This is a genomic window from Streptomyces sp. NPDC048825 (assembly GCF_043198355.1).
Taxonomy (GTDB): domain Bacteria; phylum Actinomycetota; class Actinomycetes; order Streptomycetales; family Streptomycetaceae; genus Streptomyces; species Streptomyces xiangluensis.
The window spans coordinates 54,504-75,242 of sequence record NZ_JBICUR010000022.1 but is presented as its reverse complement, the minus strand read 5'-3'; the positions used below and the strand labels follow the sequence as shown (position 1 = coordinate 75,242).

General features: G+C 69.7%; 18 protein-coding genes. 8 read left to right on the top strand and 10 right to left on the bottom strand.

The window, feature by feature from the left end; all coding sequences use genetic code 11:
• The first annotated feature begins 104 nt into the window (after positions 1–104).
• Positions 105–836: a bifunctional DNA primase/polymerase gene (locus ACGFNK_RS38650; protein ID WP_393423719.1), complete on the top strand. Its 732-nt coding sequence runs from the start codon at positions 105–107 to the stop codon at positions 834–836.
• Between the two features lie 123 nt (positions 837–959).
• Here ACGFNK_RS38650 and ACGFNK_RS38645 read toward each other — a convergent pair whose 3' ends face one another.
• From ACGFNK_RS38645 to efeO, 4 genes are all read right to left on the bottom strand, one after another.
• On the bottom strand, positions 960–1,955 hold the full coding sequence (locus ACGFNK_RS38645) for a hypothetical protein (protein WP_393423717.1): 996 nt from the start codon (positions 1,953–1,955) through the stop codon (positions 960–962).
• Positions 1,956–2,056: 101 nt separating this feature from the next.
• Positions 2,057–2,914, bottom strand: a complete 858-nt coding sequence (gene efeU, locus ACGFNK_RS38640; protein WP_393423715.1) for an iron uptake transporter permease EfeU — start codon at positions 2,912–2,914, stop codon at positions 2,057–2,059.
• A 3-nt stretch (positions 2,915–2,917) separates the two neighbouring features.
• The gene (gene efeB / locus ACGFNK_RS38635) at positions 2,918–4,246 is read right to left on the bottom strand and encodes an iron uptake transporter deferrochelatase/peroxidase subunit (protein WP_393423713.1); all 1,329 of its coding nucleotides are present in this window, start codon (positions 4,244–4,246) and stop codon (positions 2,918–2,920) included.
• Positions 4,247–4,260: 14 nt separating this feature from the next.
• Positions 4,261–5,415, bottom strand: coding sequence for an iron uptake system protein EfeO (efeO, locus tag ACGFNK_RS38630; protein ID WP_386346186.1), 1,155 nt, complete (start codon positions 5,413–5,415; stop codon positions 4,261–4,263).
• 369 nt (positions 5,416–5,784) lie between these two features.
• Between efeO and ACGFNK_RS38625 the strand changes: the two genes are divergently transcribed.
• The gene (locus ACGFNK_RS38625; protein ID WP_393423711.1) at positions 5,785–6,429 is read left to right on the top strand and encodes a PhzF family phenazine biosynthesis protein; all 645 of its coding nucleotides are present in this window, start codon (positions 5,785–5,787) and stop codon (positions 6,427–6,429) included.
• Between the two features lie 138 nt (positions 6,430–6,567).
• On the opposite strand, the gene ACGFNK_RS38620 is transcribed toward ACGFNK_RS38625, so the two are convergent.
• Entirely contained in the window at positions 6,568–7,227 is a 660-nt protein-coding gene (locus ACGFNK_RS38620) for a heme oxygenase (biliverdin-producing) (protein WP_393423709.1), read from the bottom strand.
• A 202-nt stretch (positions 7,228–7,429) separates the two neighbouring features.
• The gene (gene map / locus ACGFNK_RS38615) at positions 7,430–8,287 is read right to left on the bottom strand and encodes a type I methionyl aminopeptidase (protein WP_393423707.1); all 858 of its coding nucleotides are present in this window, start codon (positions 8,285–8,287) and stop codon (positions 7,430–7,432) included.
• Positions 8,288–8,348: 61 nt separating this feature from the next.
• On the opposite strand from map, the gene ACGFNK_RS38610 reads away from it, so the two are divergent.
• From ACGFNK_RS38610 to ACGFNK_RS38595, 4 genes are all read left to right on the top strand, one after another.
• Complete coding sequence (locus ACGFNK_RS38610; protein ID WP_393423705.1) at positions 8,349–8,579, top strand: hypothetical protein; 231 nt, start codon at positions 8,349–8,351, stop codon at positions 8,577–8,579.
• Between the two features lie 540 nt (positions 8,580–9,119).
• Positions 9,120–10,193: an exo-alpha-sialidase gene (locus ACGFNK_RS38605; protein WP_393423703.1), complete on the top strand. Its 1,074-nt coding sequence runs from the start codon at positions 9,120–9,122 to the stop codon at positions 10,191–10,193.
• Between the two features lie 45 nt (positions 10,194–10,238).
• Positions 10,239–10,955: an NADPH-dependent F420 reductase gene (npdG, locus tag ACGFNK_RS38600; RefSeq protein WP_393423701.1), complete on the top strand. Its 717-nt coding sequence runs from the start codon at positions 10,239–10,241 to the stop codon at positions 10,953–10,955.
• A 58-nt stretch (positions 10,956–11,013) separates the two neighbouring features.
• Positions 11,014–11,196, top strand: coding sequence for a hypothetical protein (locus ACGFNK_RS38595; RefSeq protein WP_344396158.1), 183 nt, complete (start codon positions 11,014–11,016; stop codon positions 11,194–11,196).
• A gap of 3 nt (positions 11,197–11,199) precedes the next feature.
• Here the strand turns inward: ACGFNK_RS38595 and ACGFNK_RS38590 are convergent, their stop codons facing one another.
• Positions 11,200–12,000, bottom strand: a complete 801-nt coding sequence (locus ACGFNK_RS38590; protein WP_393423699.1) for a site-2 protease family protein — start codon at positions 11,998–12,000, stop codon at positions 11,200–11,202.
• A gap of 162 nt (positions 12,001–12,162) precedes the next feature.
• Between ACGFNK_RS38590 and ACGFNK_RS38585 the strand changes: the two genes are divergently transcribed.
• Positions 12,163–15,459: a BTAD domain-containing putative transcriptional regulator gene (locus ACGFNK_RS38585; RefSeq protein ID WP_393423697.1), complete on the top strand. Its 3,297-nt coding sequence runs from the start codon at positions 12,163–12,165 to the stop codon at positions 15,457–15,459.
• A 32-nt stretch (positions 15,460–15,491) separates the two neighbouring features.
• Here ACGFNK_RS38585 and ACGFNK_RS38580 read toward each other — a convergent pair whose 3' ends face one another.
• From ACGFNK_RS38580 to panB, 3 genes are all read right to left on the bottom strand, one after another.
• Complete coding sequence (locus tag ACGFNK_RS38580; protein ID WP_393423695.1) at positions 15,492–16,325, bottom strand: ABC transporter permease; 834 nt, start codon at positions 16,323–16,325, stop codon at positions 15,492–15,494.
• Entirely contained in the window at positions 16,322–17,350 is a 1,029-nt protein-coding gene (locus ACGFNK_RS38575; RefSeq protein WP_393423693.1) for an ATP-binding cassette domain-containing protein, read from the bottom strand. Before ACGFNK_RS38575 ends, ACGFNK_RS38580 begins: the two co-directional genes overlap by 4 nt.
• A 711-nt stretch (positions 17,351–18,061) precedes the next feature.
• A complete protein-coding gene (gene panB / locus ACGFNK_RS38570) occupies positions 18,062–18,925 on the bottom strand; it encodes a 3-methyl-2-oxobutanoate hydroxymethyltransferase (RefSeq protein WP_393423691.1) in 864 nt (287 codons plus the stop codon).
• Between the two features lie 210 nt (positions 18,926–19,135).
• Here panB and ACGFNK_RS38565 point away from each other — a divergent pair, with 210 nt between their 5' ends.
• Positions 19,136–20,728, top strand: a complete 1,593-nt coding sequence (locus tag ACGFNK_RS38565) for an MFS transporter (RefSeq protein WP_393423689.1) — start codon at positions 19,136–19,138, stop codon at positions 20,726–20,728.
• Positions 20,729–20,739 lie beyond the last annotated feature (11 nt).

Here is a 20,739-nt window from a genome sequence, read left to right as displayed (position 1 = left end):
CACCCCGGGACGGGCGCTTCGGCACCCCGTGCCGCCGGATCGTGGGACCATGAGGCATGCTGTCCGCAACACGCTGTCCGCACAACAGCGAGGCGAGGGGATAGATGAGCGCAGAGTTCGGCCGCCGTTCAGGCGGGCAGGGCAGGATCTCCCAGTGGCTGCGCGGCCGCCGACGTCCCTTGATGGCAGAAGCCGCCGACGACACCAGCCGTGAGGAACTGCTCCTCGCCGCCGCCGGAGCCGGGCTGCCGCTCGCGCCCGCCGCCTACCCCTCCGGCTACCGGTGCTCCTGCGACCGCGTCGGCTGTCCCACTCCCGCCCGGCATCCCGTTTCGTTCGCCTGGCAGACCCAGTCCACGACCGACAGCGCGCAGATCGAGCGGTGGGCCCGGCACCAGCCGCAGGCCAACTTCATCACCGCGACGGGCATGGTCCACGACGTACTCGACGTGCCCCTCGAAGCCGGCCGCGAGGCCCTGGAGCGGCTGCTCGCCTCCGGCATCGACGTCGGGCCCGTCGCCGAGTCCGGCGGTGACCGGATGCTCTTCTTCACGGCGACTCGCGGCACGCCCGAGGAAGAAGACGAGTGGTGGCCCTGCGAGCTGGACTGTCATCCCGAGACGATGGATGAGCATCCTGGGCTGCGGTGGCACTGCCGCGGCTCCTACGTCCTCGTCCCGCCCGCGCAGCTTCCCGGTGACCTGGCGGTCACCTGGCTTCGCGGCCCCGAGCATCCGCTTCCGGACCCGCTGACCCTCCTCGAGATCCTGACGGACGAGTGCGCCCGGTACATGGGGACGCAGCCAGAGCACCTGGCTTGGCCCATGCGGAGCTGACGCCAAGCGCTCCGCGGGGCTGCGATTCGTCTGCGGGTCCGTTGTGGCTGGTCGCGCACGCCTGAGCCGCAAAACGTCACAGCCCCGCGCCCCTGAAAGGCGCCCCCGTTCCCAAGCGAGGCCTTACTCCCCCTTCGCCCCCGTAAGCCCCTGAATCCTCGCCAAGAACTCCACCTTCTGGTCCGCCGCGCCCGGCCCCGGATCCAGTACCGCCTGGTTGGACACCGACTCCAGCGTGATCGACTGCTTGGCCTCGCCTGTCATCAGGGCCTTCACGTTCGCGTCGGAGACGTTCAGCGGCACGCCCTGGGCCGCCGTCTGCTTCTCGTAGTGGCGGGTGGTGAAGAAGACCAGGGCGCTGCCGTCCGTGGTGCGCAGGCCCAGGGGGGCGTAGTCGCCGGAGGTCAGCGGCTCGTCCAGGTACTGGCGGACCAGGCCCGGTTTCTCGGCGTTCTTCTGGCGGGCGTCCCGCCATGCGGAGGTGTGCGTGCCCGGAGCGAAGGCGTCGCCGCCTTCTTGCAGGTATGTCGCGTACGTCTCGGCCAGATCCTGCGGCGGTACGGCCAGGTCCCCGGCGTTCGCGGTGACCGGCTCGGCCCAGCCGTCCTTGTCCTTCTTGAACTCCGGTACGTCGTCGGCGGCGAGGATCGTCAGATACGACACCTCCCACACCTCGTCCGCGCCACCCCGTGTGAAGACCAGCAGCCAACGGGTGTTGTCGGAGCCCTTGTTGGCCTGCGAGTCGGCGACGAACCAGCGCGGCCAGCCCGCCTTCTTCGGGATGGTGAACTCGGTGTCGGTCAGCTTCAGCGGCGCATAGTCGGGATTGCCGCCCGGCTGGTTCTTCGCGCCCGCCCTGAGCTTGGCGCCGTCGATGTCGGCGAGCGGGCCGGTGACCCGGCCGGCGTCCAGGGCCTGGTCGTTGGCCGCGTTCGCCTCGTTGTAGGCGGCCGTGAAGTCCTTGAGGGCACGTGCGGCCTCGGTCTTCGTGGCCCCCGGGAGGATCTCCCGCTCCCCGTGCACCACCATGCACCCGCTCGCCGTCACCGACAGCACGGTGACCGCTGCCGCCGACGTGCTCAGCCGGCCCCACCTGCGAAGTGTCTGCGGCGTCTTCATCGGTTCGTCTTCACCTTCCCCTTCCCGGAGGCGAACCCTATCGGGGCAGGGAAACGCGCCGCACCGTGGGATCACGTACGAGGGTGACCACGGGCCTCCGCTCAGGCCTCCTCGACCTTTTCGCGAACCGGGGCGGGCGTCTTCTCCGTCCCGCCGCCGAGCCGCGTCGGCCACAGGAAGAGGGCGAGCGTCGGTACCAAGTACAGCGCCCACACGGTGACTTGGAGCACGGTCGGGTCCGGCTGGAAGTTGAAGATGCCCTTCAGGAGCGTGCCGTACCAGCTGTCCGGCGGAATGGCGGTGCTGATGTCGAAGGCCTTGTTCGTCAGGCCGGGCAGGAAGTCGGCCTCCTGCAGATCGTGGAAGCCGTACGCGAGAACGCCCGCGGCCACGATCACCAGCATGCCGCCGGTCCAGGTGAAGAACTTGGAGAGGTTGATCCGCAGGGCGCCGCGGTAGAAGAGGTAGCCGAGGACGACCGCGGTCACAATGCCCAACAGGGCGCCGATCAGGGGCTCTTGGCTGCCGTCGCCCGAGGCGCGCACGGACGTCCAGACGAACAGGGACGTCTCCAGGCCCTCGCGTCCCACGGCCAGGAACGCCGTCGCGACCAGCGCGCCCGTGCCCAACTGCAGTGCCGCATCCAGCTTCCCGTGCAACTCGGCCTTCAGATGGCGGGCCGTACGCCGCATCCAGAAGACCATCCACGTCACCAGGCCCACCGCGAGGATCGACAGCGAACCACCGAGCGCCTCCTGCGCCTTGAACGTCAGCTCCTGGGAGCCGAATTCGAGCGCGAAGCCGAAGCCGAGGGAGATGCCGACGGCGACGCCGATGCCGATCCAGATGGGCTTCAGCGCGTCCCGCCGGTCCGTCTTCACCAGGTAGGCGACGAGGATGCAGACGACGAGACTGGCCTCGAGGCCCTCGCGCAGGCCGATCAGATAGTTGCTGAACACGGTCTACGCCTCCTCGGAGAACAGCGCCCGGCCCCACCAGTCGCCCTTGTCCCGGACGCCCGGTGGGATCGCGAAGATCGCCGAACCCACGTGCTGGATGTACTCGTTGAGCGGGTCGATCGCGAGGCTGCGCTGCACCGGGATGAAGCCCTTGCGTACGTCACGCTGGTACGCGAGGAAGAACAGCCCCGCGTCCAGGCGGCCGAGCCCGTCCGTGCCGTCGGTGAAGGAGTAGCCGCGGCGCAGGAGCGTCGCCCCGTTGTTGGAGTCGGGGTGCGCGAGCCGGACGTGCGCGTCGGGCTTCATCGCCTTCAGAAACGGCTCGTCGCGCTCCTTGGCCTTGCCCACCGGAGCACCCTCGCCCTTGTCGCGGCCGAAGATGTCCTCCTGCTCCTGAAGTGAAGTACGGTCCCAGGTCTCGATGTTCATGCGGATGCGCCGTGCCACGAGGTACGAGCCGCCGGTCATCCAGGACGGCCCCTCCGAGTCCACCCACACGAACTTCCCCAGCCGGTCCGTCTCCGTCCCCGCGATATTGCGGGTGCCGTCCTTGAACCCCATGAGGTTGCGCGGGGTCTGTTCCTCCGGAGTCGTCGACGAGGTCTTGCCGAACCCCAGTTGGGACCAGCGGACGACAACCTTGCCGAAGCCGATCCGGGCGAGGTTGCGGACCGCGTGCACGGCGACCTGCGGATCGTCCGCGCAGGCCTGGACGCACAGATCGCCGCCGCTGCGGTTCTTGTCGAGGTTGTCGCCGGCGAACTTCGGCAGGTCCACGAGGGCTTCGGGCCGCTCACCCTCCAGCCCGAACTTCCCGAACAGGGACGGCCCGAAGCCGATCGTCAGCGTCAGCCGCGACGGCTTGAGGCCCAGCGCCTCACCGGTGTCGTCCGGCGGCGCCTCGGCCAGACCGCCGTACGCGCCCTCGCCGACCGTGTGCCCGGCCGTCATCCGGCGCGCCGCGGCCGTCCAGTCCTTCAGCAGCTGGACGAACTCGGCCCGGTCCTCGGTCTTCACATCGAAGGCGGCGAAGTGCAGCCGGTCCTGCACCGGTGTGGCGATGCCCGCCTGGTGTGCGCCGTGGAAGGCGACCGCGGCGCCCGTCTCGGCGGCGGTCGGCTCGGCGTCGTCGCCCGTACGGGCCATCGCCACCGCACCGCCGGCCGCGGCGGCCCCGAGCGCGAGCCCGGCGCCGCCCCAGCCGATCAGTGAACGGCGGGACGGAGTACGGGAGTTGGAGCGCTGCGTCCCATCGGGCTTATCGGCCCCATCGGCGCCGTCGGGCCGGCCGCTCTCGTCGGTCTGGTCCGTGGTGTTCGTGGTGTCCGTCATGGCGGCAGGCCCTCTTACTTCACGACGGCGGCGGCGAGCTTGGACAGCGGCTCGGCGAGCGCGTTCACCGCGTCCGAGAGCTCCTTGCGGTCGGCCTTGCCGACCTTGTCGTACGAGGTGAACTCGTAGGAGTTCTTGTCCGCGCGGTACTTGTCGAGCAGCGTGTTCAGTGCCGCGAACTGTGTGTCGAGCTCCTTGGCCAGCGCCGCGTCGTTCTCCGAGGCGACCGGCTTCAGCAGCTCGTACGACTTCTCGGCGCCCTCGACGTTCGCCTTGAAGTCGACCAGGTCGGTGTGCGAGTAGCGCTCCTCCTCGCCGGTGACCTTGCCGGTGGCGACCTCGTCGAGGAGTTCCTTGGCGCCGTTGCCCATCGAGGTCGGGGTGATCTCGGCCCTGCCGACCCGCTTCTGCCAGTCCGTCAGATCCGTGATCAGCTGGTCGGCGAGCTCGGAGTCGCGGTCGGTGAGCTTCTTGTCCTGCCACAGCGACCGCTCCAGGCGGTGCCAGCCGGTCCAGTCCTTCTCCAGGTCCTGGCCTTCCTCGAGACCGTCCTCGCGCAGGTCGACCTTCGGGTCGATGTCACCGAAGGACTCTGCGACCGGCTCGGTGCGCTCCCAGCCGATGCGCGAGTCGGCGTACGCCTTCTTCGCGGCCTCGATATCGCCGGCCTTGACCGCCTCGGCGAAGACCTTCGCCTTGGGCAGCGTCTCGTCGGCCTGCTGCTGGGCGTAGGCGCGGTAGTCGGCGACGGCCTTGTCCAGGCGCGGATCACGCTTGGCGACCTTGCCGCCGCCCGTGGCCGTGACGTCCTGGCGTATGCCCTTGCCCTTCATGCCAGGCTTGCAGGCGATCCGGTAGTCGCCCGCCTTCACCTCGGCGGTGACCTTCTGACTGGTGCCGGGACCGATGTTCTCCCGCTCGGTGACGATCCGGTCGTCCGGGAAGAGCAGATAGACCTCGGTGACCTTGGAGCCCTTGTTCTCCACGTCGATCTCGACGTGCCCCGCCGGGAACTCCTTTTTGGACACCTCGCACTTGGTGTCGGTGGCCGTCACCGCGATGACGCCGTCGCCGCCCGCGGCGTCGCTCTTCTCGGTGCAGCCGGTGACGGCGGTCAGCGCCGCCGCGGTGGCGGCGGCAGTGACGACGGAGAGGCGGACGGCTCGCATACGGGCTCCAAGGAAGCTCAAGGGAAGTACATCGAGGAGCCGAAGACTCCAAGTGAGGCCGCCCTAACTTATCTGAGGCTTACCTCAGTTCCGCCTGCCCGTCCAGTGATTCAGCTCTCATGAATGGCGTACGAGCACGGCCTGATCACGGTGGCTCAATCCGCACCCCACGAAACGGTCAAAGGGGGGTCAAGAACCCCGTCGAGGAGTAATGAGCGCCTCCCCGCTGCGCGGATGCGGGAAGACCTCGACGGGCTGCCGGTAGACGTCCGGCAGCAGCCGGTCGGGTGTGGTCTTCGCGGTACGTCGGCGGAGGGCCGGGGGCAGGGCTGATCCGTAGCCGGCCGCAGGTTGGTGTTTGATGCCCGCGTGACTGATTACGACGTGCTGCGTGTGTTCTGCGGGCCAGGTGGAGGACACGGGAACACCCTGGCGGTCGTGCGCGACGGCACCCGGATGCCGGAACGCGACGACCGCCAGGCCTTCGCGGCCAAACTCGGCTTCAGCGAGACGGTGTTCGTCGATGACCCCGAGCGCGGGATCATCGACATCTACACACCCAGCGCGCGACTGCCCTTCGCCGGCCACCCCTGTGTCGGCACGGCCTGGCTCCTCGACGTGCCCGAACTCGTCACTCCGGCGGGCGTGGTGGGCACACGCCTCGACGGCGAGTTCAGCTGGATCGAGGCGCGTCCGGAGTGGCCGGAGCCGCGCACACTGCGTCGGTACGGGTCGGTAGCGGAGGTCGACGCGCTGGAGGTGCCTCCGCCGGGGGAGTGGATTTATGCCTGGGCCTGGCAGGACGAGGCGGCGGGCCGTGTCCGTGCTCGTGCCTTCCCGGGGCGTGGCGACGGCATAGAGGAGGACGAGGCAACAGGCGCGGCGGCCCTCCAGCTCACGGCCCAACTGGGCCGCGCCCTGAACATCACCCAGGGCGCGGGTTCACAGATCCTCACGGCACCACAGCCGGAGGGATGGGTCGAGGTGGGCGGCAGGGTGTCCCTGGAACGCTGAGGGCTACGGGCGCCCCGTACGGGATACGCCCGTACGGGGGGCGCGCCCCGGAAGGAGCGTAGCCCCTTAGGGGCGCGGGGAACTGCGCGACCAGCCACAACGAACCCGCAGCTTCAAACCGCGCCCCCAGCGGAGCGTTCACGCGCTGACGCGGAACTCTTCACTCAGTGCACGAAGAACGGCGATGTTCAATGTGAACGCCCGCTTGCACTCCCCGATGATCCGCTGCTTCTCCAGATCGTCGGCGAGAACTCCGTCGAGGAGTTCGCGGTAATCCCGCTTGAACGCGGCCGGGTTGCTGATGTCCTCGAACACATAGAACCGCACCCCGTCCCCCTTGCGCGCGAACCCCCACGTCGTCTCCGCCCTGCTCCTCAGGACCTGCCCACCGGAGAGGTCGCCGAGGTAGCGGGTGTAGTGATGCGCGACGTACCCACCCGGCCACGTACGCGCGCACTCCTTGATGCGGGCCGTGTACTCCTCCGTGGCGGGCAGTGCGGTGATGCTCTCGCGCCACCCCGCGCCCCGCAGATGCGCGAGGTCCCGCTCCAGGGCGGCCTGTCGCATCAGCTCGGGCCGGATGAACGGTCCCGCCACGGGGTCGTCGGCCAGCTCGCGCCCGCTCTCCTCGATCGCCCGGTAGACGAACCACAGCTGCTCGGTGTACCGCGTGTACGCATCCACGCCGAGCCTGCCGCCCAGCAGGTCACTCATGAACGTCGAGTCGTGCGCTTCCCCGTGCAGCTCGTGCGACGCCGTGCGGATGAGCGTCGAGAACGGTGTACTCGACGAGTTCATGTGGACCTCCGAGGCCGAAGGGGAGACGAGAGCCGGGCTCATCTTCTATGGTTAGGCTTACCTAAGTCAATGAGGTTCCCGACGCCCTGTCGGTAAAACCCTACCCCGAAACACCACCACACCCACATGTCAGGCCCACATGAAATAGCCGCCCGCTCCCGGGGGAGGGAGCGGGCGGCTCTGATGCTGTGACGCGGCGCGGCTAGGGCAACGTAAGGACCTCGGCCCCGCTGTCGGTGACGACCAGCGTGTGCTCGAACTGAGCCGTCCGCTTGCGGTCCTTCGTCACGACCGTCCACCCGTCGTCCCACATGTCGTACTCGTACGAGCCCAGCGTGAGCATCGGCTCGATGGTGAAGGTCATCCCGGGCTGGATGACAGTGGTCGCGTTCGGGTTGTCGTAGTGCGGAATGATCAGCCCGGAGTGGAACGACGAGTTGATCCCGTGCCCCGTGAAGTCCCGTACGACCCCGTAGCCGAACCTCTTCGCGTACGACTCGATGACCCGCCCGATGACGTTGATCTGCCGGCCGGGCTTGACGGCCTTGATGGCGCGGTTCAGGGACTCACGGGTGCGCTCGACGAGCAGCCGCGACTCCTCGTCCACCTCGCCCACGAGGTAGGTGGCGTTGTTGTCGCCGTGCACCCCGCCGATGTACGCCGTCACATCGAGGTTGATGATGTCGCCGTCCCGCAGGACCGTGGAGTCCGGAATGCCGTGGCAGATGACCTCGTTGACCGAGGTGCACAACGACTTGGGGAAACCGCGGTAACCGAGCGTGGACGGATAGGCTCCGTGGTCGCACATGTACTCATGGGCGACCCGGTCCAGCTCGTCCGTCGTGACCCCGGGCGCGATCAGCTTCGCGGCCTCGGCCAGCGCTCGCGCGGCGATCCGCCCGGCGGTCCGCATGGCCTCGACCGTCTCGGGGGTCTGCACCTCCGGACCCTTGTACGGCGTGGGGGCGGGCTTGCCCACGTACTCCGGACGCCTGATGTTTCCCGGGACGGGACGGGTGGGAGAGAGCTCCCCTGGTACGAGCAGCGACTGGCCAGACATGCCAGCGAGTCTAACCAGCGGCCGCTGGGGGACGATGACCGTGGCGAAAGGAGCCCCAGCCATGGCCCTGTTCAAGAAGCGCACGGTCGGTAAACCGGGTGAGTGGTACTACTGCCTGGAGCACAAGAAGGTCGAAGAGGGCCCCGAATGCCCCGGCAAGGACCGCTTCGGCCCGTACGCGACCCGAGCCGAGGCTTCCCACGCGATGGAGCTCGCTCGCGAGCGGAATCTGGAATGGGAGACGGACCCCCGCTGGCAGGATGGCACTCCGCGCGGCGGGGAGGACGACTGATCACCTGCGCCAGTCGCCTCCGGCGGTTGGGCGGTTGGGTTCGTTTTTGGGTGCGGGTTGAGTGTGGCTGGTCGCGCCCACGCGGCGGAGCCGCAGATTGATACAGCCCCGCGCCCCTTGGGTGCGTGGTGGGTCGGGGCCGTGGGCCGGTGCGTCAGCCCGTCGCAGGGTGGGCATACGGCCCTGCGTCTCATACAGGGTGCGGGTTTCCTGAGACAGAACCTACGCGACGGGCATACGACGCACCGGCCCACGTCCCCTCCCGCCGGTGGGAGAGTGCGGGGTTCGTCGGGGCGCAGGCTTTTGTCTTTCAGGGGCGCGGGGAACTGCGCGACCAGCCACGACGGACTGGCAGCCGCGACACTACGTGTCACCCCACCCCCGGCGGGGGCCTGGGGCGCAGCCCCCAGTTTCGGGAAGGGGCGGGGCTGGGGAAAAGAACTCCTCCCGATCCCAACCGCCCACTCGTAACGTCGCGTTCACCCCGAATTGGCCCGCCGCGGGCAAGGGGGCCCAACACCCCCACACGTGGAGGCCCCGATGGCAGAAACGTCCGTACCCTTCCGCGCAGGCCAGGAAGGCTACGCAAGCTTCCGGATCCCGGCCGTCGTCGTCACGGCGGCCGGGACCCTGCTCGCCATGTGCGAGGGCCGCGTCGGATCCCACGACGACTTCGGCAACATCGACATCGTGCTGAAGCGGTCCACGGACGGCGGCCGGACCTGGGGCCCCCTGGAGGTCGCCGCCAAGCACGGCGACAACCTGGCCGGCAACCCCGCCCCGGTCGTCCTGGACACCGGCCGCCTCCTCCTCGTCCACGTACGTAACGCGGCCCTCGCCACCGAGGACGCCATCCGAAGGGGCAAGGTGAGCGCCGCCGACGGCCGTCGTGTCTGGGTCCAGCACAGTGACGACGACGGGGTCACCTGGTCGACGCCACGCGACATCACCGCACAGACGAAGCAGGCGAGTTGGCGGTGGTACGCCACCACACCGGGCCACGCCGTCCAGCTCGCCGGCGGCCGCGTGGTCGTGCCCGCCAACCACTCCCTCCCGCCGGCAGGCCGGGACAACGGCACCGAGGGAAAGTACAACGGCGGCCACTGTCTGCTCAGCGACGACCGCGGCGAGACCTGGCGCATCGGCTACCTCGACGACAACACCGACGGCTACATCAATGTGAACGAGACGACCGCCGCCGAACTCCCCGACGGCCGCGTCTACTTCAACACCCGTAACGACGCGACAGCACCAGGCACCCGCGCCGACGCCTACTCGACGGACGGCGGCGAGACCCTGGTGAAGCCCTTCCGGCCGCAGGCGGGACTGACCGCCCCGGTCTGCGAGGGCAGCGTTCTCCAGCTCCGCGACCCCGACGTGCTGCTCTTCTCCGGCCCAGCCGTCCCCGGCTACCGCGCACTCATGACGATCCGCGCCAGTACCGACGCCGGCATCACCTGGCGGCCCGCGCACACGGTGGACGGACTGCCCGCCGCGTACTCCGATCTCGTACGCCTCGACGCGTCGACCGTCGGCCTCCTCTACGAGACGGGCGACTTCAGCGCGTACGAGACGATCACCTTCCGCCGAGTCCCCGTGACGGACCTCACGTGAGCGGTGGGGCGATTCCCCACGGACGTACGGACGTAAAGTCGGCCCATGACCTCTACCGACAACAGTGCACAGCAAGCCGCCAAGGCCCCGGCCAAGGACCCCTGGGACCTGCCCGACGTGTCAGGGCTCGTCGTGGGCGTGCTCGGCGGCACCGGCCCGCAGGGCAAGGGCCTCGCCTACCGGCTGGCCCGGGCCGGGCAGAAGGTGATCATCGGGTCGCGGGCCGCGGAGCGGGCCCAGTCCGCCGCGGACGAACTCGGGCACGGCGTCGAGGGCGCCGACAACGCCGAGTGCGCGCGGCGCAGCGACATCGTGATCGTGGCGGTGCCGTGGGACGGGCACGGCAAGACGTTGGAGTCGCTCAGGGAGGAGTTGAGCGGGAAACTCGTCGTCGACTGCGTCAACCCGCTCGGTTTCGACAAGAAGGGTGCGTACGCGCTGAAGCCGGAGGAGGGCAGCGCCGCCGAGCAGGCCGCCGCGCTGCTCCCGGACTCGCGCGTCACCGCCGCCTTCCACCATCTGTCCGCGGTACTGCTCCAGGACCCGGAGGTCGAGGAGATCGACACCGATGTGATGGTGCTCGGCGAGGACCGCGCGGACGTCGAGATGGTGCAGGCGCTGGCCGGCCGTATCCCCGGCATGCGCGGCATCTTCTCCGGACGGCTGCGCAACGCCCACCAGGTCGAGTCGCTGGTCGCGAACCTGATCTCGGTGAACCGCCGCTACAAGGCCCATGCGGGCCTGCGCATCACCGACGTATGAGTGGGTGGGGGACACTGGTGGCAAGGAAAGCAGTGTCCCCCCGACAGGAGTCCGTCCGATGCCCCGCCTCGCCCTCTACGCCCTCGTCGTCTGCGTCCTGTCCGTCGCCGCGGCCGTCGTCTCCTTCGCCAAGGGCTACTGGCTGGGCATCGTGTGGGTGCTGCTCGCGGGCCTGGCTTCCAACATGGCCTGGTACTACCTGAGGCGCGGCAAAGCGCGGGACGGCTCCGTCACGAACTGACGGTCACGAACTGACGCCGCAGAACTGGTCGGTCTCCGTCCAGAAGCGGTAGAGGTTCTGACCGCAGTACGTACTGATCTCGTCGATCCCCAGGCCGCGCAGGAGCGCGTCGATCACGTCGAAGAACACACCGTTCACCGCCGGTATCCACAGGATGGCGATCACGAGGAGCAGCCCGAAGGGCGCGAGCGGCTCCACCTGGCGGCGGATCTTGTACGACAGCCAGGGTTCGAGCACGCCGTAGCCGTCCAGTCCCGGCACCGGCAGGAAGTTCAGCAGCGCGGCCGTGACCTGGAGCAGCGCCAGGAACGCCAGGGCGAACCGGAAGTCGGCCGGCACGCCGTCGAGCGCGTCCAGCCAGAACGGGGCCGTGCAGACCACCGCGAACAGCACGTTCGTCAGGGGGCCCGCCGCCGAGATCAGGCTGTGCTTCCAGCGGCCCTGGATGCGGCTCCGCTCGATCCAGACGGCACCTCCGGGCAGACCGATACCGCCCATGATCACGAAGATGACGGGCAGGACGATGCTCAGCAGGGCGTGCGTGTACTTCAGCGGGTTGAGGGTCAAGTAACCCTTCGCGCCTATCGAGATGTCGCCGCTGTGCAGGGCCGTACGCGCGTGTGCGTACTCGTGCAGACAGAGCGAGACGACCCAGGCCGCGGTCACGAACAGGAACACGGCGATGCCGGGCTGTTCCGCGAAACCGGTCCAGGTGGCCCAGCCCGTGACCGCCATGACGGCCACGATCCCGAGAAAGACCGGGCTGATCCGCCGGTCGCTGTGGCGGTTGGTGGCGGTGGTCATGGGGTCGGGCTCCCTGGGTTTCATACAAGCGGGCGTGCCCGACCGTACCGGGCGTATGTGGAAAACGTCTCGCGATCGGCTGTGAGTTCCGTACAGGGTGGGGGCATGGTGCTACGCCTCGCCGCCGTAACCCTGTGACCTCTGCCGAACCCACCAGAGACAATGGACCCCGTGCGCTATCGCATCCTCGGTACCACCCAGGCAATTCGCCCCGACGGCAGCCCCGTTCCTCTCGGCGGGGCGCGGCTGCGTGCTCTTCTGACCGTGCTGGCGTTGCGGGGTGGCCGTACCGTGCCCGCGGGGCTGCTGGTCGACGAGGTGTGGGACGGGGATCCGCCCGCCGATGCCACAGGGGCGTTGCAGGCACTGGTCGGGCGGTTGAGGCGGGTGCTCGGAGCGGATGCCGTCGTGTCGGAGGAGGGCGGGTACCGGCTCGCCGCCTCGGCCGACGACATCGACCTGCACCGGTTCGAGCGGCTCGTCGGCGAGGGTACGCGCGCGTTGGGCGACCGCGACCCCGCCAAAGCGGCCGTGGCCCTCGACGACGCCCTCGCCCTGTGGCGCGAGCCCGCCCTCGCCGATCTTCCCGACCGCACCGCCGAGTCGGCCCGCTGTGATGCCCGGCGGCTCGACGCCCTCCGTGCCCGGCACACCGCCGCCCTCGCCCTCGGCCACGCCGAGCAGTCCCTGCCCGAGCTGACCGCCCTGTGCGACACCCATCCCCTGGACGAACCCCTCCAGGCCCTGCGCCTGCGCGCCCTGCGCTACGCGGGCCGCACGGCACAGGCGCTGGCCGCCTACGAGGACGTACGACAGCTCCTGGCGGACCGGCTGGGATCGGACCCGGGACCGGAACTGCGGGCGCTGCACGGGGAGTTGTTGAGCGCGGGAGACAGCCCCGCCGCGGCCGCATCCGCCCCTGCCGCCGACGGCGCCCGTACCTCCGGGCTCCGTGCCCGTGGCAACCTCCGCGCCCGCCTCACCTCCTTCGTCGGTCGTGAGTGGGACATCGAAGCCATCCGTGGCGACCTCGCGACCGCCCGGCTCGTCACCCTGCTCGGGCCCGGTGGGGCGGGGAAGACGCGGCTGTCGCAGGAGGCCGCCGAGAGCGTGCGGGATGTCGTCCGGGACGGGGTGTGGCTGGCCGAGCTCGCGCCCGTCGACGACCCGGACGCCGTGCCGGAGGCCGTGCTCACCGCCGTCGGGGCCCGCGAGACCGTGCTGTACGGCGCCGGGGCCGAGGCGATGCGGGCCGGATCCGAGCGGCATGACGACCCTGTCGAGCGGCTCGCCGAGCACTGCGGCAAGCGGCGGATGCTGCTGATCCTCGACAACTGCGAGCACGTCGTCGACGCCGCCGCCCGGCTCGTCGAGGAACTGCTGGAACGCTGCCCGGAGCTGACGGTGCTCGCCACCAGCCGCGAACCCCTCGGCGTACCGGGGGAGTTGCTGCGGCCCGTGGAGCCGCTGCCGGAGCCGTACGCGCTGCGGCTGCTCGCCGACCGGGGCGCCGCCGCCCGGCCCGGGTTCCGGATCGAGGACGATCCGGAGGCCGCCGCGGAGATCTGCCGGCGCCTCGACGGTCTCCCCCTCGCCATCGAACTCGCCGCCGCCCGGCTGCGGATGCTCACGCCCCGGCAGATCGCCGACCGGCTCGACGACCGTTTCCTCCTCCTCACCTCCGGCAGCCGTACCGTCCTGCCCCGCCAGCAGACGCTCCGGGCCGTCGTCGACTGGTCCTGGGAGCTGCTGGACGCGGACGAACGGGACGTGCTGCGGCGGCTGTCCGTCTTCGCCGGCGGCTGCGACCTCGCCGCCGCGGAGGCGGTCTGCGGGCCGAAAGCGCTCGAAGCGCTCGGCTCGCTCGTCGACAAGTCCCTTGTCGTGGCGGCCCCTTCGCCCGACGGCGACATGCGCTACCGGCTCCTGGAGACGGTCGCCGAGTACGCGGGCGAGCGGCTCGACGAGTCCGGGCGGCGGGCGGAGGCCGAGCGCGCGCATCTGACGTACTTCCGTGAACTCGCCCGCACCACCGAGCCGTTGCTGCGGGGCTCCGGTCAACGCGACGCCATCCAGCGGTTCGAGCGCGAGAGCGAGAACATTCGCGCCGCCCTGCACCACGCCGTCGCCGCACGCGAGGAGCAGGAGGCGCTGTGCCTCATCATGTCGATGGCCTGGTACTGGCAGATGCGTGACCTGCGGATCGTCGCCCGCAACTGGTGCCGCGAGGTCCAGGTTTTCGGCCCCGACCCCTTCACCGAGCCCGTGCGGCCCGCCGCCCCGCTGTGGGAGCGCTGCACGGACACCCCGCCGCCGTGGAACGGCGAGGTCCTCGACGAGGCCAGGCGCCAGCTGCACCTGATCCATCTCGCCTGCATAGACACCGAGTTGCCTGCCTGGCAGACACCCGAGGCGCAGACGAAGCTGCGGGTCATCTCCGAGACGTACGAGCCCGGGCTTCCGCAGGTGAGCCGTTTCCCCGGCACGGTGTGGTTCTTCGCCGTCATGCTCACCGGTGATATGGAGCGGGTACGGACGATCGTCAACGCGGCCGTCGACACCTGCCGTGGCATGCCCGGATACGAGTGGGATCTGGGCGCCAATCTGCAGATGCGCGCCAACCTCCTCGCCAACCGCACCGAATGGGAGGGCGACGCCACCCGCGACGCCGACGAGTCGCTGGAGATCTACCGCCGCCTCGGCGACCTGTGGGGCACCGCAGAGGCACTCGCAGCGCGCGCAGAGGCGCATGAGCGCAAGGGCGAGTACGGCAGGGCCGCCGCCGACTTCGAGGCGGCCATCGAACGCGCCGAACGCCTCGGTGCCCGCGCCCAGATGGCCGTGCTCACCGCCCGGCTCGGCGGCGCGCTGATCCAGGGGGGTGAGGCGGAGCGGGGAGAGCGCCTCCTGCGCGACGTCATCGAGCAGGGGCGCGGCACGACCGACCAGGCGATGCCCTTCGCCCGGCTGTTCCTGGCCGGCTGGCTCAGCCTGACCGACCGGATCCCCGAGGCGCGTGAGCAACTCCGGTTGTTGCGCGAGGAGTTCACGATCGCCTACTTCATCATCTTCGACGCGTACATCCTCGGCTCCGAGGCCTGGGTGGACGCGGCCGACGGCCGCTACGCGGAGTCCCTGGACACGATCGGGCGGGCGCTGGAACTCGCCGAGGACCCGCTGGCCGAGGCCATCGCCCCGCAGATGCGCTCCGGGTATCTGACCACCGCCGCGTTCGCCCTCGCCCACGTCGACGGCGGCAGCCGCGCCCGCGACGCCGCCCGCTGCCTCGGAGCCGCCGACGCGCTGCTGCCGCCCAGGCACTGCGCGTCGCCCCAGGAGCGTGAGGTGCACCAGCGGGCGGTGGAGCGAACGCGCGCCGTGCTCGGCGACGAGGCGTACGAGGCGGCGTACGCGGAGGGCGGCGGCCTCTCCTCCGTAGAGGCCGCCGCCCTGATCTGACGCGCACCGGCGCGGGGCCGGGTGCGTCGACGTCAGGTCTTCGTACGGAACTTGTGGATGGCGATCGGTGCCATGACCGCCGTGAGCCCCACCGACCAGGCGACCGTCACCCACAGGTCCTGAGTGACCGGACCGCCCACCATCAGCCCGCGCGCGGCGTCCGCGAGCGAGGACAGCGGGTTGACGTCGGTGAAGGACTGCAGCCAGCCCGGCATCGAGTCGGTCGGGGCGAAGATCGACGAGCCGAACTGGAGCGGCATCAGCACCAGGAAGCCCAGCCCCTGCACGGACTGCGCGCTCTTCAGCACCACGCCGAGGGTGAGGAACACCCACATCAGGGCCGAGCCGAACAGCGCGGCCAGCGCCACGGCCGCGAGCAGCCCGCCCCAGTTGGTGATGTCGAAGCCGACCAGGACACCGACGATCAGCATGATCGTGGTGGCGAGCATCATCCGCAGCAGCTCCACCGCGATCTTGGCGAAGAGCACCGAGCCACGTCCGATCGGCAGGGACCGGAAACGGTCCATGACACCGGAGTTGAAGTCCGTGTTGAAGCCGGTCCCGACCGACATGGCCATGCTCATGCCCATCATGGCCATCATTCCGGGCACGACGTACTGCACGTAGTCGTCCTGGCCGCCGCCGAGGGCCTGCCCGATCGAGCCGCCGAAGACGTACACGAACAGCAGCGTGAAGACGATCGGCATCAGGATGGCGTCGAACATCGACTCCGGGTCCTGCCGGATCCACAGCAGATTGCGGCGGATCAGGGCGCCGGTGTGCCTCAGGTGGGCGCGCGGACTGATCCGCGCATCGCCCTTTACGTCTTTTACGGCGTCGGTAGTGGTGAGGGTGGTGGCACTCATACGGTGACCTCTTCGCGGGCGTCGGTGGGCACGGCGTCCTGCGGGGCGCTCGCGCGGTGGCCGGTGAGGGACAGGAACACCTCGTCCAGGCTGGGCAGTTCGGTGGTGATCGAGGCGATCGTGATCCCGTGTGCGGTGACCGCGCCGACCACGGCGGTGAGCTGCTCGTCACTGAGAATCGGCACGAGGAGGGTGCCGTTCGCGCTGTCCACCGTCGTGGTGGCGAGCCCGGTGATGCCCAGCTCGTCGAGCGCGCCGGCGAGCGGGCGCAGCTCGATCGGGTCGGCCGGGCGAATGCGCAGGGACCGGCCGCCGACCTTCGACTTCAGCTCGTCGATGGCGCCGTTCGCGATGACCTTGCCGCGGTCCACGACGGTCAGCTCGGAGGCGAGCTGCTCGGCCTCCTCCATGTACTGGGTGGTGAGCAGCACGGTCACGCCGTCGCCGACCATGCGCTTGACCTCCGTCCACACCTCGTTACGGGTGCGGGGGTCGAGGCCGGTGGTCGGTTCGTCGAGATACAGCACCGTCGGCTGCCCTGTCATCGACGCGGCCAGGTCCAGGCGCCGCCGCATCCCGCCGGAGTACGTGTTCACCGGGCGCTTCGCCGCCTCGGTGAGCGAGAAGCGCTCCAGCAGCTCGTCCGCACGGGTCCTTGCCTCCTTGCGGGGCAGGTCGAGCAGGCGGCCGATCATGTAGAGGTTCTCCCAGCCGGGGAGCTTCTCGTCGACGGAGGCGTACTGGCCGGTGAGGCCGATCACCCGGCGCAGCTGGCGGGGCTGTCGTACGACGTCGTAGCCGGCGACGGTCGCCTGGCCGGCGTCGGGCTGGATCAGGGTGGACAGGATCCGTACGAGGGTGGTCTTGCCCGCTCCGTTCGGCCCGAGCACGCCCATCACTGAGCCCTCGCGTACGTCCAGGTCCACGCCGTCCAGTGCCTTGGTCTCGCCGTAGTGCTTGACCAGTCCCCTAACGGTGACCGCACTCCGTGCGCGGGTGTCGGGGTCGTTGTCGATTCGTGTCATGCCGCAAACGGTGTCAGCACCCACTGACAAACCGCCGACAGCCCGCCTACAGGGGGCTGTCGGCGGCTTGTCGACTACGGGGGAGGCGGGTTGAGGTGCGTATCTCGACTGCGGGCCCGTCGTGGGTGGGGTTTCTTTCCCCAGCCCCGCCCCTTCCCGAAACTGGGGCTACGCCCCAGACCCCCCGCAAGGGGGTGGGGAGTGACACGGCGTGTCGCGGCTGCGGGTGTGTCGTGGCTTGTCGCGCCCCGCGGCGGAGCCGCTGATGTCACAGCCCCGCGCCCCTGAAAAAGCAAAAGCCTGCGACTTCCCGCGCCCCGAGAGGATCCGTGCCCAGAAAGAGCCCGTACCCCCAACTGCCCGCAGTCTCCCACCGGCGGGAGGGGACGTGGGCCGGTGCGTCGTATGCCCGTCGCGTAGGTTCTGTCTCAGGTCACCTGCGCCTTGTGTCAGACGAAGGGCCGTATGCCCACCCTGCGACGGGCTGACGCACCGGCCCACGGCCCCGACCCACCACGCACCCAGGGGCGCGGGGAACTGCGCGACCAGCCACAAAGCACCCGCACGCGCCAAACGCACCCAACCCACCACCCCCATAGGCGCCCTGCCCAACCGCCGGAGGCAACCGGCGGCCCGCCGACGGGGGAAGATCGGCGGGCCGCCTTGGTACCACAGTGGACCAGTGGACCAGTGGATCAGTGGACCAGTGGCTCAGTGAACGGAGTGTTCCTCCGTCGGGAACGTCCCGCCGACCACGTCCTCGGCGAACGCCTGCGCGGCCTGCGTCATGACCGACCGGAGGTCCGCGTACTGCTTGACGAAGCGCGGCACCTTGCCGGACGTCAGGCCCAGCATGTCCGTCCAGACGAGGACCTGCGCGTCGGTGTCGGGCCCGGCGCCGATGCCGATCGTCGGGATGTGGAGCACGCGCGTGACCTCCGCGGCCAGCTCGGCCGGCACGAGTTCGAGGACGACGGCGAACGCCCCGGCGTCCTGCACGGCCTTGGCGTCACGGAGGAGCTGCTGGGCGGCCTCCTCGCCGCGGCCCTGGACGCGGTAGCCCATGGTGTTCACGGACTGGGGGGTCAGACCGATGTGCGCCATCACCGGGATCCCGGACTCGACGAGCAACTCGATCTGGCGGTGCGAACGTTCACCGCCCTCCAGCTTGACGGCACCGACCCCGGCCTCCTTCACCAGGCGGGTGGCCGAGCGAAGGGCCTGCACGGGGCCCTCCTGGTACGACCCGAAGGGCAGGTCGCCGACGATCAGGGCCCGCGAGGTGCCCCGTACGACCGCGGCGGAGAGCATGGTCATCTCGTCGAGCGTGACGGGCACGGTCGTCTCGTACCCGAGGTGGCAGTTGCCCGCCGAGTCGCCGACGAGCATGACCGGGATGCCGGCCTCGTCGAAGACGGACGCGGTCATCGCGTCGTACGCGGTGAGCATGGGCCACTTCTCGCCGCGATCCTTGGCGGCGTTGAGGTCGCGGACAGTGATGCGGCGGGTGCCCTTTCCGCCGTACAGCGTCTTGCTGCTGTCGGGGGTCTTCGGGGCAGCCGAGAGCTGCGTCATCGCAACGGCTCCTTCTGTCATCTCGAGGCGCCCTGACGGCGTCCCCGGATCCCCTCCATGGTGGCACCTCGTGCCACCGAACGGCTAGGGGACCACCACTGAACACCCCTGTGATCGCGGCAACGCGCCGCAACCTCTCCCGCGTAAGTTCTCGGTAAAGGATTTTAGATACGAGACCGTCTCGTATCGTTATTCGCTAACCTCGACGGCATGACTACTCCCGCCGCCACCGACTCCCGTGTACCGGAGGCCGTGCATCGGCGTCGCTGGGTGATCCTCGGTGTGCTGATGCTGAGCCTGCTGATCGTCGTGCTCGACAACTCGATCCTGAACGTCGCGATCAAGACCATCTCGACGCCCGCCCCGACCGGTCTTGGAGCCACCCAGAGCGAGCTCGAGTGGGCCATCAACGCGTACACGCTCGTCTTCGCGGGACTGCTGTTCACGGCCGGCCTCCTCGGCGACCGGCTCGGCCGCAAAAAGGTGCTGCTCGGCGGGCTCGTCGTCTTCGGCGGTGCCTCCGCGCTCGCCGCCTTCTCCGGGTCGCCGGAGCAACTCATCGGGTTCCGCGCCCTGATGGGGCTCGGTGCCGCCTTCGTGATGCCCGCGACCCTCGCCGTCCTCATGAACGTCTTCGAGCGCGACGAGCAGCCGAAGGCCATCGGCATCTGGGCGGGTGGCGTCGGACTCGCCATCGCCATCGGGCCCATCACCGGAGGGGTGCTCCTCGATCACTTCTGGTGGGGGTCCGTGTTCCTCATCAACGTGCCGATCGTGATCCTCGCGCTCGGGCTCATGCTGTGGCTGGTTCCCGACTCCCGCGATCCGAAGCCCGGCCGCATCGACCCGGTGGGCGTGCTGCTGTCCGTCATCGGGCTCGTCCTGCTCGTGTACGGCATCATCAAGGGCGGCCAGCTCGCCGACTTCACCGACGCCGAGGTGCTGGCGACCATGGGCGCCGGACTCGCCGTACTCATCGGATTCGTCTGGTACGAGAAGCGCATCGACCACCCGTCCATCGACGTCACATACTTCAAGAACCGGGTCTTCTCGGCGGCGATCGGCGCCATAGGGCTGGTCTTCTTCGCGCTGATGGGCGTGACGTTCTTCGCGGTCTTCTACACGCAGACCGTGCGCGGCTACTCGCCTTTCCAGACCGGCCTGCTGATGCTGCCGCTGGCCGCGGCGCAGCTCACCTTCGCGCCGCGCGCCCGGCTGGTCGTCGACCGCATCGGCTACCGGGCCACGACCGCCGGCGGCATGCTGCTCATCGCCGCGATGCTGGCCGCGTTCACCATCCTCGACGCCGATACGCCGATCTGGATCCTCGAGGTCATCTTCTTCCTGATGGGTACCGGGATGGCACACGTCATGACGCCCACCAGCGTCGTGATCATGCAGACCATGCCCCGCGAGAAGGCCGGTTCCGCCTCCGCGCTCAGCAACACCTTCCGCCAGGTCGGCGGCGCCCTGGGCATCGCCGTACTCGGCTCGGTCCTCTCCGCGTCGTACCGCTCGGGCATCGAGGACAAGCTCACCCTGCTGCCCGCGGACCTGCGGCACCACGCGGGCGAGTCCATCGAGGCCACCCTCGGCGTCGCCGCGGAGCTCGGACCCCGGGGCGAGGCCCTGGTCACCCCGGCGCACGACGCCTTCCTGCACGCCATGCACCTCACCGCCGTGGGCGGAGCCGGTGTCGCCCTGGTCGGAACCGTGGTCGTGGCGCTGTTCCTGCCGGGCCGGGACCCGGCCCCGAAGGAGCCCGGGGAAGAGGAAACCGAACTGGTGGCTGCCGAGCGCTGAGAGAATCGAGC